This is a genomic window from Vibrio kanaloae, from assembly GCF_024347535.1.
Taxonomy (GTDB): domain Bacteria; phylum Pseudomonadota; class Gammaproteobacteria; order Enterobacterales; family Vibrionaceae; genus Vibrio; species Vibrio kanaloae.
The window spans coordinates 318,922-334,094 of sequence record NZ_AP025498.1 but is presented as its reverse complement, the minus strand read 5'-3'; the positions used below and the strand labels follow the sequence as shown (position 1 = coordinate 334,094).

Here is a 15,173-nt window from a genome sequence, read left to right as displayed (position 1 = left end):
ATGAGTATTTCAAATATGACTAACTCAAACAGCAATATTTCAGACCGCTATATTTCAGACAGCAATATGACTCGCCTTCGTAAGGTGATGTCTGCGATATCTATTGTGCTGTTCATGAGCTCTGTGATGCTGGTGGCGGTGAAAGGTTTTAACTGGGGCTTGGACTTCACAGGCGGTGTGGTTGCCGAGGTTCAGCTCTCTGATCAAGTAACCAAAGATGCGTTAAAAACAAAACTTGATACGGCTTTCCAACAAGACGTGCAAGTGGTTGGTATGGCAGAACAAGACCGCTGGACACTACGTTACAGTCAACTGACCGATGCGCCACAACCAAACTTAGTGGATGCTTTGTCTTCTGTGAGTGACCAAGTAAAAGTGCTCAACAGCAGCGTAGTTGGCCCTCAAGTGGGTCAAGACATGGTTGATCAAGGTGGCTTGGCGGTACTAGTGTGTTTCCTAATGATCATGCTGTACCTGAGTGTACGTTTTGAATGGCGTTTGGCATTGGGTGCACTTGCTGCGATCATCTATGACGTGATGCTTATCTTAGGTCTGTTCGCTTTTACTCAGTTCGAGTTCAACCTGACTGTGTTAGCGGCTGTGTTGGCGATTTTGGGTTACTCATTGAATGACTCGATCATCATTGCCGACCGTGTTCGTGAAATGCTACGAGGTAACCCTAACGGTGATACGGACAACCTGCTTAACGAATCGGTTAAAGCGACCTTCTCACGCACCATGGTGACATCAGGAACCACGTTGATCACCGTATCAGCGCTTTGGCTGCTTGGTGGCGCAGCACTGCAAGGTTTCGCGATTGCACTGGTTGTCGGTATTGTCAGCGGTACGTGGTCTTCCGTTTCCGTAGGCATCACACTGCCTAAGTTACTTGGACTACAGCCTTGTCACTACCAAGTGAAACCACCAGTAGAAATTGAGGGTGAGTACCCTTAGGCTCTCTATTGGTTAACAGTACCACTTAGTCAGTAACGTCAATAAAGCCCTTCGTTTATAACAAAACGAGGGGCTTTATTTTTTATAAGAGTCAAACAGTTAGTCAAAAGAGGCTAATTCAAAAAACAATAGATTGAGCAAGCAAGTCCTCAGGATATGAAGTATGTTTATATGACGCTAGTAGAGATGAGGCAAGGGAATGGAATATCGACATCAATGTCACGTAGGCGATCATGGGGATGCACTCAAGCATCCAGTCTTGAGTGCACTGGTTAAATCATTAATGCAGCAACACTCACGCCTCAATGTTATCGACACACACTCAGGAACAGGGTGTTATGATCTAACCACAGCGCCAAGTAATCATGCGGGCGAGTTCGCAGAAGGGGTCGGCTATTTATGGCGAAACAAGGCTTATCTTCCAGAGTCGTTTGCATCTTTTATGTCGGTGCTGGAATACTACAATCCGAATCAGATTCTCACGCTGTATCCCGGCTCTGCGGCCATCACCTATCAACAAGGCCGCAGCCAAGATAGTTTCTATTTTTCAGACATTCAGCAAGATGAAGCCGACCTATTACAAGTCAACATTGAGAAGCTGCAACGAGATCTTGATGTTTCAAGTAAGCTCACCATTACCGCGGGCGATGGCTTGGAAGCACTGCCTGATGACATAGCAAAACACGATAATCATCACCTGATTGTCATCGACCCACCCTATGAAACCGATTCTGAATACCTCGCGGTAATCGATGCCTTGGTTAAGGCGTATCAGCAGTCTGATAAGGTATCAGCATTAATTTGGTATCCGCTTTACACGGATGATAAGAGCTCACTGATTCTGAACCACAGCGTGACAGCTGTGAAAGATGGCTTGCTACCAAGTCCGATTAAGTCGGAGCTTCGCCTTCGAGATCCCAAGGGTGATGATCGCCTGATCGGCAGTGGTTTGCTGTTATTCAATCCACCACAAGGCATCGCTGGAACGGTCGCAGATACGCTCGATTATTTACACAGCCAACTCGCAACCAATCGTGAAGGCTACTGGCAAATGAGAAGCTTATAGGTCTGATTTTTATGAGTTTTATGATGCTTTTCTAGACGCCACTCACTAAATCACTGTTATCTATGTGGTTTAAATTGACCAAACGCTAACTTTTATCGATTGATTAATTGCAGTGAATCATTTAAAAATAGAATACCAATGCGCAAAGGTGCATAAAGGCTCATAAGTTAAATAATTAATCTTAAGATTAAACTCGATTGCGGTTTCCCCCTAAACTGCATTAGGCTCGCACTAGTCATGCGAGCCTTTCTTTTGCCTGTCGGAAATGTTTACAACAGTTTCTCTTCAATCTTTAGCGCTTTCTTGATGAGTTTTGCATTGAAATCTGCGGCTCCCACCGAGTAGTGTGCTTCTCGATGACAGGTCGGACAAAGTGCGATCACATTTTCAGGGCAATCAGCGCCGCCATCCGCTAACCGTGTCAGGTGATGTACTTCTAGGTAAGGACCTGACTTGGTCTCAAAAGGTGAGGGCACTCCACAACCTTCACAGATACCATTTGCCCTCTTTTTTGCGTAAAGCTTAATGGCTTCACTACGATACTTCACATGCGTGAGTTGTTCTTTAGGGTCAGCTTGAAGTGGTGTTGAAGCTAAGGCGATGTCTCGTAATTGCCTTAATGATTTACTTTTAGTTGGCTTCGTTAGGTATGAAGCTTTTGGTGTTTGAATGGTATTGCCGACACTTTGTGGGACGATATCTAAATGGAAAACTATTGCATCGCGAAGTTGGTCGTTCTTGTCGGGGCGTTGCTCAATGTGATGACAGATGTAGTTGCAAACTCCGACGAATCTAACAAAACCAGTTGAGACAGATTCAAACAAGAGAATGTCTTTAAGGTTGTTTTGGTGTTTAAAGATGGCCAAGTTTCCTTTAACCATTTTCATATCACCTTCTTGCCCTTCTCCTGTATATCGGAAAGTGCCGTCTGCACTAAAACCATCAGAGTAGCCAAATTCTTCACCAGCATCGCTAGTGAAGATAAATACATATGGGTGGGCTGCAGGCGTAGCTATACCACCATATTGCTGACCTTTGTAGCGACCGTGTATATCTGTGCGTCGATTGTAAACCTGTCCTACGTTGAACAATGGAGAGTCCTCGTTTCAATTCTAATTATTATTGATATTTTTATAATTTAAATTTGATGTAAAGTTCAAATATAACAGTGGTTTAGGTCAAAATATGCAAGTGAATTTTTGAGTGTGAAAAGGTATCGAATCGGTCACGTTTCTAAAGAGGCAAGCCTGCAGGACTCATGCAGGCTTGGTGTTTATTTAATGTTTTACCACTACAACGCTGGATAATCGATGTAGCCTTTTTCGTTGCCGCCAAACAGAGTAGCACCGTCGAGATCGGATAGTTCGCTGCCGTTTTGTAGGCGTGAAACGAGATCTGGGTTTGCCACGAACGGGCGACCAAATGCGACGAGGTCGGCGTAGCCTTTGCTTAGTACTTCTTCAGCGCGTTCTGGTGTGTAGCTGCCAGCAACGATGATGGTGTTAGAGAACAACTCTCTTAGTTCGACACGGAAGCTTTCAGGTATCACAGGCGCGTCATCCCAATCGGCTTCTGATAGGTGTAGATAAGCGATATTACGAGCTTGCAGTTCCTTTGACGCTTCTAAAATCGTTGGCACGATGTCTGGGCAGTTCATGTCTTTGAAGGTGATGAAGGGAGCTAAACGTACACCCACTTTGTCAGCACCAATCGCTTCAATTACCGCATCAACGACTTCAATTAGAAAGCGAAGTCGGTTCTCACGACTGCCACCGTAGTTGTCTGTGCGTTTGTTCGAATTAGTTCTTAGGAATTGATCGATGAGGTAGCCATTACCACCGTGGATTTCCACTCCGTTGAACCCTGCCTCGACTGCTTTTTTCGCTGAGTTAGCAAAATCTTGAACAACACGACTGATGTCTGCTTGGGTCATCTCTCTTGGTTGGATACAATCCACCATGTTGCCGTTACCATTTTCATCAGAGATCCAAACCTGAGTTTCTACCGGAGCCAGTGCTGAAGGTGCAATCGGCAACTCGCCTTTTTGAAAGGTAGGGTGAGACACTCGGCCCACGTGCCATAGTTGACAGAATATCGCGGCACCTTGTGCTTTAGCTGCTGTTGTTACTGATTTCCAACCTTCGATTTGTGCATCGGTATAAACGCCGGGCGTAAATGAGTAACCTTGAGAGTCATCTGAAATTTGTGTGGCTTCAGTGATGATTAAACCTGCACTGGCGCGTTGTTGGTAATAGGTTGCCATCATGTCGTTTGGCACGTTTCCAGGTTGGCTAGTACGAGCGCGTGTCATGGGTGCCATAACAACACGGTTTTGCAGCTCTAGGCCTTTCAGTTCTGATGTTTCGAATAATTTTTTCATGGTGTTTACCTTGTTGGAGTCATGTGGTCTTAAAGTTTTTAGTTTTGTCTAGTGCCAGTGGCAAGCGGAGTTACTTGCTTTCCGCAGGGCTAAAAATTGAGTTGCTCTGTGGTTTGTCAGCTCGGTTAGCTTTGGCGATTAGCAGCAAGCCAATCACGGGGACAACAACGGCTGCGAATGGAATCATGCCTGCGCCTAGTTGGCTGTCGAGAACCATGCCGCCAAGGAAGCCACCAAAGGCATTAGCTAAGTTAAACGCTGAGATATTCGCGGTGGCTGCTAACTCTTGGCCTTCGCCACCGTGGTTCATTACTCGAAGTTGCATAGCAGGAACGTTCGCAAATGATGCAATACCAAAGACAAATGCCGCTGCAACGAATAGGATTTTGTTGTCTACCACAAGACCAACCACCACCAATGACACAATCATTGCGACAGCCCAAAACATTGAAGCTTTACCGAGGTTTTTATCTGAAGAACGTCCGCCCAAAGTGTTGCCGATGATTAAGCCAATACCCACAATGACTAAGATCCAAGTTACTGATTCTTGACCGTAGCCCGTGATGTGCATGGCGATAGGCGCTAGGTAGCCGTAAAGCGTCATAAAGCCAGACCAAGCAAATGCGGTGATCGCCAAGCTGATCAGCAGCATTGGATTTTTGAACGCCAGAAGCTGAGTTTTGATGTCTTTCGCTTCACTGTGCCCCGTTGATTTGATTGAGATTAGGATAGAGATCATCGCAATCGTGCCAAGCGCCGCTACGGTAAAGAAGGTGGTATGCCAACCGAATTGCAAGCTCACCCAAGTCCCTGCGGGAACCCCAAGAACGTTAGCGAGCGTTAAGCCTGCGAACATTTGGCCAACGGCGCGACCTGCCATTTTCTCAGACACTAAATTGGTCGCGACAACTGCACCTATGCCATAGAAAGGACCTTGCACTAAGCCTGCGATAACGCGGCTTGCAAGTAGAAGTGGGTAACTAGGAGCTAAGGCTGACAAGATATTGCCGATGATGAACAAAGCCATTAAGCCAATCAGTACCATCTTCTTGTTAAAACGTGCGAGGTAGATGGTTAAGATCGGGCCACCAATAACGATAGCTAATGCGTAAGCACTGATTAGGTATCCGGCTTGACCTTCGGTGATCGAAAGGGATGTGGCAATTTGTGGAAGAATGCCGGCGATAACGAATTCAGCTGTGCCGATAGCAAAAGCCGCGAGTGTCAGTATCCAAACTTGGAATGGAATCTTTTCTTTATGGATGGCTTCTTGTTTCATGATGAGCTACCTATGTTGATTCTTGTTTGTTAGGGCGTTATATACACGCCCTAACAATTGCATTTTGTGTCGTTAAGGGGTTAGCCGAGCAGAGCGCCGCCGTCGATGTCGATGATTGACCCAGTTACATATGGGTTGTTAATCGCGAATAGGTAGCCCATTGCGATATCTTCAGCCTCTCCGACTTTGCCTGCTGGTAAGTTGTTTTTCGCGTTGTCGTACATGGTTGAACGAGCTGAGTCATCCATGTTTTTGTAGGCAGTTGTCATGGTTATGCCAGGGCTGACGGCGTTGACTCGAATCGGTGATAGCTCTTTCGCCAGTATCTTAGTCACGCTTTCTAGTGCGGCGTTTATTGCCGTTTTTACGTAAGTGCCAGCGACCACTTTGCGCGATAGCATGCCCGTCGTGAGCGTGATCGAACCGTTAGGTTTCATGTAACGTGCTGCATGCTTAGCAACGTTTAGGCTGCCCCAAAACTTGGTATCGAATGCCGACTTTGCGTCGTCGATAGCAACGTTTGTCACTTTTCCAGCCGGAGCGGATGAGCCTGCCGTGACCACCAAGTGATCGAATGGACCAATTGATTCGAAGTATTCACAAATCGATTTTTCATTGCTGATATCAACACCAGTGTGACGGCTGGCAATGTGTACTGTGTTGTCTTCGTTTCTCAATTGCATTGCTAATGCTTTACCAATACCTGACGTGCCACCAATGATGACGAAGGTGTTTTTTTCTTGGTTTGCTAGTTCGTTGTTCATGTCTTGAATTCCTACGTGTTCTGCTGATGGTTGTTATTATATTTATTCGACTAAATTTGATAATTGGCTAAAATATAAATTCATTATTCGGTTTAAGTGAACAATAGGGCGAGGGCACGAATAGCATGGATAAGTTTTCAGACATGGCGATGTTCGTCAGTATTGTGAAACATCAAGGTTTGGCTGCCGCGGGGCGAGAGTTGGGTTTATCGCCCGCGACCATGACAGCAAGGCTGCAGGCACTTGAAGAACGATATGGCGTGAAGTTGTTGAATCGAAGCACGCGACATGTGTCTTTGACTGACTCAGGAGAGCTGTATTACAAGGCATGTCTGGAGATATTAGATAATGTCAGCGAGGCTGAAAATCTGATTCAGAATGGTGTCAAAGAGGTTAAAGGCCCATTAAAGATCGCTGCGCCGAAAGACATCGGTAAGCAGTACATCCTGCCTATCTTGTCGGAATTTTGTCAGCAGTATCCAGATGTGATTCCTTACCTGTATTTGAACGATAACCTATCGAATATTGCGGAATCGGGCATGGATATCGTGATCCGTTATGGGGAGTTGGTCGACAGCAGTTTGATATCCAGACGTTTGTCGCCAAGCCGACGTGTGCTGTGTGCTTCGCCTGAATATCTTGCCAAGTATGGAACGCCGTTGACGCCACAAGATTTGGTCGAACACGATTGTTTAGCGATGCTGCGCAGCAATGAAGAACTCAAGACATGGCACTTCCAAGATCATGATATGAAGAAGTCGATTACCGTTGTACCAAAGCGATTCTCAGACGACGGTGAAGTGATTCGATATTGGGCATTAAAAGGTGAGGGCATTGCCCTTAAATCAGTGTTGGATGTGCAAGATGACATCAATAACCAGCGTCTTGTGACTCTGCTCAATGGCTACATGAAGAACTTTAACACCTCAACCTCTGTATCAAGCGCCGACTTGAATGTGGTGTACATCAGTAAGAAATATCAGCCGAAGCGTATCCGACTCTTCTTAGATTATCTTCTTGAGAATTTCAGTGGTTTGGTCGAGCGATCAGACAAAGAGTCGACGCTCACCTACGTATGACGGATCTCTCGAACTCAGCGCCAGCTTACGGACAGAGGTCATTGAACTGGTTATGATACCTGCAACATAAGGACGTGATTGGAGAGAAAAATGAAAGTCGTCGGAGATACGGTTATCCAACCTTTTCACAAAGCCACTTGCCACTGTGGCGCAGTTGAATTGGAACTCAGCCTACCTAATGGAATAGAAAAGCCACGTCGATGTGATTGTTCTATCTGTCGTCGTAGAGGCGCGATTGTTGGCTCTGTGGCGCTTGATAGTATCAAGATCATCAAAGGTGCTGACTACCTCAAGCTCTATCAATTCAATACCAATACCGCCAAGCATTACTTCTGTTTGAACTGCGGTATCTATACTCATCATCAACGCCGCTCAAGCCCAAATGAATATGGCTTTAATATCGGTTGTTTGGAAGGGGTAAACCCTTTTGATATTGGTGATGTGGTCACTAATGATGGTGTTAATCACCCAGCTGATCGTTAATTTATTGAGCATTAAGAAGGGAAGGAATTATGTCTGAATATGGTGCGGTCATTCGTTGGCAAAAAGAGGAAGATGAAGCCTTTAGCGACAATCAATACAGTCGCAGCCATACGTGGGAGTTCGATGGTGGTGTCACTGTGCCTGCTTCCTCTTCGCCTCATGTGGTGCCATTGCCACTTTCGGTGGCCGAGAATGTTGATCCAGAAGAAGCCTTTATTGCAGCACTTTCTAGCTGTCATATGCTGACTTTTTTGGGCATCGCGGCTAAACAGAAGTATGTGATCGGTTCTTATGTGGACGATGCAGTTGGTGTGCTTGAAGAAGATGAGTCAGGTCGTTCGTCCGTTACAAAGGTAACGCTGCGACCTGAGATTGTGTTTTTAGGAACTAAGCAACCAACGGCCAAACAGATCCAAAAGCTGCACCATTTAGCGCATAAAAACTGTTTTATTGCGAACTCGGTAAAAACGGACATTGTGGTAGAAACTAAAGCGTAAACAACACACGTGAACATAGAACAACTGCGAGGCTGCCTAGTGCATCACTGGCGGTTTTTTTGTGTCTGTGTAATCCTACGTATGGTTTTATTAAGTGACAGTTAGAAAGTTCTGAGAGATAGGTAGAGAGCTCTTGAATGGTAGGAATAGATTGGTTAGCAGAGAGTTATGTTTAGTGTCCCATTGAATAGTTTTGTACATCGTGTGAGTGATAAAAGCCAAGTGATGGCGAATGCTGCGGAATGTGGATGCCAGTTGAAACGAGTTCGTCGTTCGCGTAATTGGTTGTTGGTCGCTCAAGAGCATCAACTCGTTGAATTTAAAGCCTTGCTCACCCACGAAAAAGACGGTTGGATCGCCATTGCGATAGACAAAGTACTGCCTAAACCTGTGGTGTGTTTGGCTTCTCTGTTAGCGGCGACACCCTCGATGACGGTCGCTCAGTTGGTGATGGAATCTGGATGTTCAATGGCAGAAGCAAGACGTGCGATTGATGAACATGAAGGGTTGTAAGCGCGAATTTTAAGTGAGTCGAATGGGTTGTGAAAAGAAAATCGCGAGCAGCAAAAAGCCCGTAACGATATTGCGTTTTTCAGCGAAATATCGTTACGGGCTTTATCATCTGTGCTGCCGTTAAGCTAAGCCACTTGGCTTATGAAGCATTGCTCGATTAAGAGTTCGCTACTTTTACACGAATCGTGTTTTTACCAAGCTTAGTCATGTTCAGCTTGTTTAGCGCCGCTTTCGCTTCTTCGTGCTCTGGCATTTCAACAAAAGCAAAGCCTTTTGAGTCGCCAGTTTCTTGGTCTAAAACTAGGCTGCACTCTTTTACTGAACCGAACTCAGAAAATAGCACACGGATGTCTTGCTCAGATGTAGAGCGCGATAGGTTACGAACTAGAAGTTTCATAATAAACCTTGAATATGAATTTACGCCGAGCATTGTCGCACACTTTCATGCTCACCCTGACATAATAATTTAAGTTCATGCTTGCTTGGGTTTGTTAAGTCATGCCAGCGGTTTTTAGAGTCAGGTTACTCTTCGTCGAACTGTTTGATCGTGAACGCGTCTTCGATTCGGTTAAGCTCTTCTTGTTCTTTAACTCGCTTCTCTTCTTGAAGAGTCGCTTTCGTTTCGTTGAAACGTTTTTTCTCGGACTTAGTCAGGAATTTTACAGCTTTTTTGTTGGTCAGTGCGTAAGCAACGACGTCTTCACCTTTTTCTCTGCGGTCGTTTACGCGTTGTGAGAAACGTTCATTGTCGCGAGCTTTACGCTCCGCTGAGGTCAACTTGCTCATGCTTTAAAGCCTTTTCAATTAATCATGTTAGGAAATCTACGCTAGCGAAACAAATAGGAACTGCTATGTGTGAGCCTAGCCCATTTGTGTGCTGGTGGCGCATCTTAGCACAGAGCGTTGAGCTTGCAGGTATGCAATTCGCGAGATCAAACAAAACAGCCCACAACATATCTTTGTGGGCTGAAATTTCGCGCTAAACGAACAATATTAAATCTAAGGTTCGCTTCATCAGATTTTCTCTATGTATAAGATGACCTCACCGACCTTAAAGCCAAACTTCGACATTTCGGTTTTGTTGAATAGTCGTTTTTCGTCCATTAAGAACATCCAATCATCTAGTACGACTTCATAGGTGCTGCCGTCTACTTCAATTTCGAGGTCATACTTCCAGTACAAGGCGGAGCCTTGAGTCTCACCATAAGCGGTTCCAACGACATCGTTGGCAGTCCCAGAATAGGTGTTTTCGCCCGTTTTGATCAGATTCCAAACGCGAGTTGAGCGCTCACCATCAGCAAAGGAGAACCACTCTTTTATCTCTCCGTTGTCACCGTCCCAAGTCGCGATAAGTTTGGCATCAAAGCGGCGCAGCAGGTTACCAGAGCGGTCGAGCACCATGCCATAGGCCATCAGATCACCATTAAAAAAGGTTTCAAGCTTGAGCTCTGGCGTAGTGTCGACATGGTCTTCTAAACTTGCAGAGCCACAGCCCGCTAGCAAAATGAGAGAAAGCAGTGCTAGAGCGAGTTTTATTATTTTTGTTTTTGGACTCATTTATTTAACCCTAATAGTTGTTTGCGTAGGCCGGGCTCGGATGTGTTTTCAGATAGCCAGATTGCCAAAAAAGCTTCACCAAATTGTTTGTCTTGGATGGTGCCGATCGGTTGTTCGTCGAAGTAGAACCGGCTTATATTGTCTTCTGTTACACGGATAGTGAGTGTGCTTCCTGCTTCAACGTTAGGCCACATCTCGTACAAAGGTTGTAGCCAACGTTGAATATTGTTGTTTGAGTAGCCAAGTTTGTTCCATTGCTCTTTGGTTGCGTCTACGAGGTCTTTGCTATCTATCGCGCGGTAATACTCAAGTTTTAATGCTCGATCTGAGTTGGTTGGCGTTGCGTAGAACTCAGCAGAATAAAGTTTCCAAAACAGGTAACTCATTTCGCCTTGGCCGCGTTTATTTAAATCATCAACAGCAGAGGCGTTCGCGTTTCCAGTAAAGAAGAGCACAGCAAAAATCAGGGGTAGTGTGATGAAGCTTACCAATCTGTTTGTTGTTTGAGTGCTCTCTTGATTTAGATAGCTTGATTGCACTGTAGATTTTGACAGCGCACGAACGCGGCTTGTTTCGTTCTCAGGTATGAACGCTTGGGTAGGGTTGCGTGAATAAGCCATAAGTCACCTCGTTGTCCTTGCTATTTCAGGTTGTACTAAGTTGGAGTAGGCGGCCACCAGTAAGGGCAACAAAATTCCCCAACTTATTGCAAGGGCTGCGACTACCGATGCATCTGGCCAAGTAGTAATAAGGGCGCCTACTTTGATGCCTCCCCAATAGCTACTAGTACCCGCTACGAACCCTATGGCGAACAAGATCACTTTCGAGCATTTTAAAAGCCAATTTAGGCTGTGATTGAAGCTGATCAAAAACATGATCCATAGACATACGAGCCACACTGGAAACCATGATTGATTGGCAATTTCAGAATCGACGGCAAACACGCCGAAGTAAAGCATGAGGCTATCAAGCAATAGCCCTAATGGAAGCAAACAGAGTATTTTCAGGTCACGACTACGAGTCGGAGAGAGAAGGAAATGAACAGCGACAATCAGTGGCGCGATGAACGGGGCTTGCGCGGTAAAGAAGGCGCTGCAAACCCAGGTCGCTTGAAACAAGACCAGATTAATAATCCAAAACTGTTTCATCTTTTGCTCCAAAGTAACGAGGTTTTCTGGCCACTAGGTGATGTGTACTGATCACGCGCTCTTTGAATGCGCCTTCACAGTAACAGAAATAAAAGATCCATAAGCGCTTAAACTCTTCTGAATAACCGAGAGACTCTAACTCTTGCCAGCTGTTTTCAAAGGCGATGTTCCAGTCGTTAAGCGTGCGAGCGTAGTGCAGGCCTATGTCATTAATTTCTTGGACGACAAGGTCTGTGCTGGTCGCAAGGTGTTGAGTCATCACTGAAACCGAAGGTAAACAACCGCCCGGGAAAATGTACTTCTGAATAAAGTCGACGCCTTTGCGGTATTTATCGTAACGACTGTCGGCGATGGTGATTGCTTGAATCAACATCTTGCCTGAAGGTTTCAGTAGCGAAGAACATTTCTCAAAGAAGGTTTGTAGATATTCATGTCCGACTGCTTCTATCATCTCGATAGAAACCAATTTGTCATACTCGCCAGCGAGGTTACGATAATCTTCCTTAAGGAGGGTGATTTTGTCGGTTAAGCCAAGCGCTTTTACTCTCTGTTCTGCAAGCGCGTGTTGGGCATCTGAGATTGTGGTTGTGGTGACATGGCAACCATAGTGTTGCGCCATGAATATAGCCAAGCCACCCCAGCCTGTGCCTATCTCGACCACGTTATCGTTCTCAGACAGCTCTAATCGCTCACAGATGGTTTTCATTTTGTTTTGCTGAGCTTTGGATAGGGTTTCTGCTTCTTCGCTGTAGATAGCCGACGAATATTGCATAGAGCTATCTAAGAATCGCTCATACAGTTCGTTACCGATGTCGTAGTGAGCGAGAATATTTCGCTTAGAGCCTTGCTCGGTGTTGGCATTCTTACGTCGTAATAGCAGGTTTTTGATGCGAGAAATCCACTGTGTTTTATCGTCCAATTCGTCTAGCTGCGATTGGTTGCGCGCCATGATCTGGATAACGCGAGTCAGATCTGGGCTGGTCCATTTACCATCAATGTAGGCTTCGGATGCACCAATACTGCCGTTGATGACAACATCTCTAAAAAAGGTCGCATCGTGAATCACAATTTGACCTTTCAAGTCGGCTTCTCGATCACCAAACACTGAATTTTGGTCTCGCTCGATGATTTCGAGCGTCGCAAATTGCAGGCGTTCTAACACCTTGAAGATTAAAGATCGATATTTACAGTTGCTTGAAACAGCAACGGCTTTAGCTTGTTGTTTAATGTTGTTGTTTTGTTTTGCAAGCTGTTCCATGTAAACCTCGCTGAGAACTCATTTAAATTTTTTAGGTCAACTAAGGTTGGGTGTTGTTCATTGGTTTGAGACGCCCAAATCGTTAATTGAGTTGTACTATTTAGTGACTGTAAAGGCGCTTAAGACGTTGAGTCTGGATGCGCCACGAACGGTACTTTTTTCAGGAATAATTTGAGAGCCTGATAATAAATTCCCATCACGACTTTTATCGTCATCGCCGGAATTTTGAATACTGTTCGTCGAATGTTTTGCTTGGTTACTGACTGCTTGGTCAGTGCCAGCGTTGCATCGAAAAGCTTTTCGTCTCGGCGGCTTTCGATGTGGACTAATGTTCGTTTCGCTGGTGGCTTAATCTTCCAAAAGTAGGTCATGTTTAAGTCCATAAACGGCGATACGTGGAACTCTTTCTTAACCTTTAACTCTTGTTGCATGTCGATCAGATAGTAGTGTCGTTGTCGCCAAGGTGTGTTACTCACTTCAGCCAACATATAGCGACACTCTCCGGTTTCGTCGTAGCAGAAAAAACAGTTGATTGGGCTGAAATAAATACCTAAACAACGGCACTGTGCCAACATTGTTACTCTATTTGACTCAGACCAAACCCCACCAAGTTGTTGCACTTTGGAAGCTATACGTTGCTTAAGTGATTTTGGTTCATTGTTAATGCTATTTTCTTTTTTTTCAGCGAGATAATCCGATTCGACAAAGCGAATCGGGTTATACCATTGAGTTCCGAACAGCGCACTACGCGCTGTGGTTTGGGGCAGTTCATCAAGATCCAGCCCCATCATATATAGCTGATAGCTGAACTCGTGGGTGATGTCGCCGAAACGGCGATGTCTGACGTTACCCCAATAGATCCCGCTGAGTTCTTCACTCTTTTCTGGATCGGCCCTCATGTCGGGTGTCAGGGCGTGAGTGTTCATAGCGCTGAACTCGTATTCAAATCTAAGCCGAAGCGTTTGGTTACATCAAGTGCGCTGTGGACACCATCTTCATGGAACCCGTTATACCAATAAGCTCCTGCGAAGTGAGTTTGGTTTTTGCCACAAATCTGTTCACGCTTGTGCTGAGCTTCAACCGTGTTCGAGTTTAGAACGGGGTGGTGATAGACAAAGCTGCGAATGATTTTCTCAGGTGCTATCGCGTCACTTTGATTTAGGGTTACACAGAAGGTATCTTGGCTTTCAATGCCCTGTAGGATGTTCATGTTGTAAGTGACACAAGCCGGTCGTTTGCTGTCGCCATCGAGCATGTAGTTCCAACTCGCCCAAGCCAGCTTTCTGTCTGGTAGTAAGCGAGTATCCGTGTGGAGCACTACTTCGTTGCGGCTGTAAGGGATCGCGCCTAGTACCTGCTGCTCTTGTTCGGTCGCATCACCAAGTAGGCGCAGGGCTTGGTCTGAGTGACAGGCGAATATCACTTCATCGAAGTCTTGTGTATCACCATCTTCAAATTCAATGGTAATACCAACTTCTTGGCGGGTGACCTGTTTGATTGATGTATTCAACGCAACCGGTTTGTTCAAACGCGAAAGGATGATCTCAACATAAGATCGCGATCCTTTAGGAATCACGTACCACTGAGGTCGGTTGGCGATGTCTAGCAGGCCATGGTTATAGAAGAACTGAATAAAGAACTTAAGCTCAAACTCTTCCATCTCTTCTAAGCTTGTCGACCAAATAGCGGCACCCATCGGTAGGATGTAGTGCTGGCTAAAGAAGTCGGAAAACTGGTTATCTCGCAGGAAATTACCAAGGGTAACGTCAGGCGTGAATACATTGCTTTCGAATTGTGCTTTACACAATTTGTTGAACTTAAGAATGTCGGAAACCAAAGACCAGAACTGCGGTTTAAAAATGTTACTCCTTTGAGCGAATAATGAATTAATGCTGTGGCCATTGTATTCAAACTTAGTGGTCGAGTTGTGAACACTGAAGCTCATCTCAGTCGGTTGCCTTTCAACACCGAGTTGTTCTAGAAGCTGGTTGAAATTCGGGTACGTTCGATCGTTGAATACAATAAAGCCGGTGTCGATAGAAAACGCCGAGCCTTGATGTTCAATATCAACGGTGGCAGTGTGCCCTCCAACGTAATCATTTTTTTCAAATACCGTTACGTCGTGGTGCTTATCCAATATATGCGCGCAAGTGAGTCCAGAGATGCCTGAACCAATAATGGCGATTTTCTTCATT

The 15,173-nt window shown here is 45.4% G+C and carries 18 protein-coding genes; 6 read left to right on the top strand and 12 right to left on the bottom strand.

Annotation, left to right across the window (positions count from 1 at the left end; genetic code table 11):
• Both secF and rlmJ read left to right on the top strand, forming a co-directional pair.
• Positions 1-954: a protein translocase subunit SecF gene (secF, locus tag OCV24_RS15820; protein WP_150877615.1), complete on the top strand. Its 954-nt coding sequence runs from the start codon at positions 1-3 to the stop codon at positions 952-954.
• A 199-nt stretch (positions 955-1,153) separates the two neighbouring features.
• The gene (rlmJ, locus tag OCV24_RS15815) at positions 1,154-2,020 is read left to right on the top strand and encodes a 23S rRNA (adenine(2030)-N(6))-methyltransferase RlmJ (protein WP_077681149.1); all 867 of its coding nucleotides are present in this window, start codon (positions 1,154-1,156) and stop codon (positions 2,018-2,020) included.
• 269 nt (positions 2,021-2,289) lie between these two features.
• Here rlmJ and OCV24_RS15810 read toward each other — a convergent pair whose 3' ends face one another.
• From OCV24_RS15810 to OCV24_RS15795, 4 genes are all read right to left on the bottom strand, one after another.
• Complete coding sequence (locus tag OCV24_RS15810) at positions 2,290-3,111, bottom strand: HNH endonuclease (protein WP_017057652.1); 822 nt, start codon at positions 3,109-3,111, stop codon at positions 2,290-2,292.
• Positions 3,112-3,311: 200 nt separating this feature from the next.
• Positions 3,312-4,400 (bottom strand): alkene reductase, encoded by a 1,089-nt coding sequence (locus tag OCV24_RS15805; protein WP_150877617.1) that lies wholly within the window; start codon positions 4,398-4,400, stop codon positions 3,312-3,314.
• Between the two features lie 70 nt (positions 4,401-4,470).
• Entirely contained in the window at positions 4,471-5,679 is a 1,209-nt protein-coding gene (locus tag OCV24_RS15800) for an MFS transporter (RefSeq protein WP_150877619.1), read from the bottom strand.
• Positions 5,680-5,759: 80 nt separating this feature from the next.
• Entirely contained in the window at positions 5,760-6,443 is a 684-nt protein-coding gene (locus tag OCV24_RS15795) for an SDR family oxidoreductase (RefSeq protein WP_150877621.1), read from the bottom strand.
• Positions 6,444-6,568: 125 nt separating this feature from the next.
• Between OCV24_RS15795 and OCV24_RS15790 the strand changes: the two genes are divergently transcribed.
• The 4 genes from OCV24_RS15790 to OCV24_RS15775 all read left to right on the top strand — a co-directional run bounded on the left by OCV24_RS15790 (position 6,569) and on the right by OCV24_RS15775 (position 9,015).
• On the top strand, positions 6,569-7,522 hold the full coding sequence (locus tag OCV24_RS15790) for a LysR family transcriptional regulator (RefSeq protein ID WP_102506427.1): 954 nt from the start codon (positions 6,569-6,571) through the stop codon (positions 7,520-7,522).
• A gap of 90 nt (positions 7,523-7,612) precedes the next feature.
• Positions 7,613-8,005, top strand: coding sequence for a GFA family protein (locus tag OCV24_RS15785; RefSeq protein ID WP_150877623.1), 393 nt, complete (start codon positions 7,613-7,615; stop codon positions 8,003-8,005).
• Positions 8,006-8,034: 29 nt separating this feature from the next.
• Positions 8,035-8,502, top strand: coding sequence for an OsmC family protein (locus OCV24_RS15780; RefSeq protein WP_046222988.1), 468 nt, complete (start codon positions 8,035-8,037; stop codon positions 8,500-8,502).
• 168 nt (positions 8,503-8,670) lie between these two features.
• Positions 8,671-9,015, top strand: a complete 345-nt coding sequence (locus OCV24_RS15775) for a ribosome recycling factor family protein (RefSeq protein ID WP_136980629.1) — start codon at positions 8,671-8,673, stop codon at positions 9,013-9,015.
• Positions 9,016-9,172: 157 nt separating this feature from the next.
• On the opposite strand, the gene OCV24_RS15770 is transcribed toward OCV24_RS15775, so the two are convergent.
• The 8 genes from OCV24_RS15770 to OCV24_RS15735 form a co-directional block, all read right to left on the bottom strand.
• A complete protein-coding gene (locus OCV24_RS15770) occupies positions 9,173-9,412 on the bottom strand; it encodes an RNA recognition motif domain-containing protein (protein ID WP_017057644.1) in 240 nt (79 codons plus the stop codon).
• Positions 9,413-9,537: 125 nt separating this feature from the next.
• Positions 9,538-9,801: a hypothetical protein gene (locus OCV24_RS15765; protein WP_017057643.1), complete on the bottom strand. Its 264-nt coding sequence runs from the start codon at positions 9,799-9,801 to the stop codon at positions 9,538-9,540.
• A 228-nt stretch (positions 9,802-10,029) separates the two neighbouring features.
• Positions 10,030-10,572, bottom strand: coding sequence for a DUF3833 domain-containing protein (locus OCV24_RS15760; protein WP_017057641.1), 543 nt, complete (start codon positions 10,570-10,572; stop codon positions 10,030-10,032).
• Positions 10,569-11,192, bottom strand: coding sequence for a chalcone isomerase family protein (locus OCV24_RS15755; RefSeq protein WP_017057640.1), 624 nt, complete (start codon positions 11,190-11,192; stop codon positions 10,569-10,571). Before OCV24_RS15755 ends, OCV24_RS15760 begins: the two co-directional genes overlap by 4 nt.
• Positions 11,193-11,195: 3 nt before the next feature.
• Positions 11,196-11,720 (bottom strand): DUF2878 domain-containing protein, encoded by a 525-nt coding sequence (locus OCV24_RS15750; protein WP_017057639.1) that lies wholly within the window; start codon positions 11,718-11,720, stop codon positions 11,196-11,198.
• Positions 11,698-12,978 (bottom strand): SAM-dependent methyltransferase, encoded by a 1,281-nt coding sequence (locus tag OCV24_RS15745; RefSeq protein WP_017057638.1) that lies wholly within the window; start codon positions 12,976-12,978, stop codon positions 11,698-11,700. The genes OCV24_RS15750 and OCV24_RS15745 overlap by 23 nt, the downstream gene beginning before the upstream one ends.
• A gap of 119 nt (positions 12,979-13,097) precedes the next feature.
• Positions 13,098-13,904: a DUF1365 domain-containing protein gene (locus tag OCV24_RS15740; protein ID WP_017057637.1), complete on the bottom strand. Its 807-nt coding sequence runs from the start codon at positions 13,902-13,904 to the stop codon at positions 13,098-13,100.
• Positions 13,901-15,172 carry an NAD(P)/FAD-dependent oxidoreductase gene (locus OCV24_RS15735; RefSeq protein ID WP_150877625.1) on the bottom strand — a complete coding sequence of 424 codons (1,272 nt, stop codon included), beginning with the start codon at positions 15,170-15,172 and terminating at the stop codon, positions 13,901-13,903. The genes OCV24_RS15740 and OCV24_RS15735 overlap by 4 nt, the downstream gene beginning before the upstream one ends.
• Position 15,173: the final 1 nt, after the last annotated feature.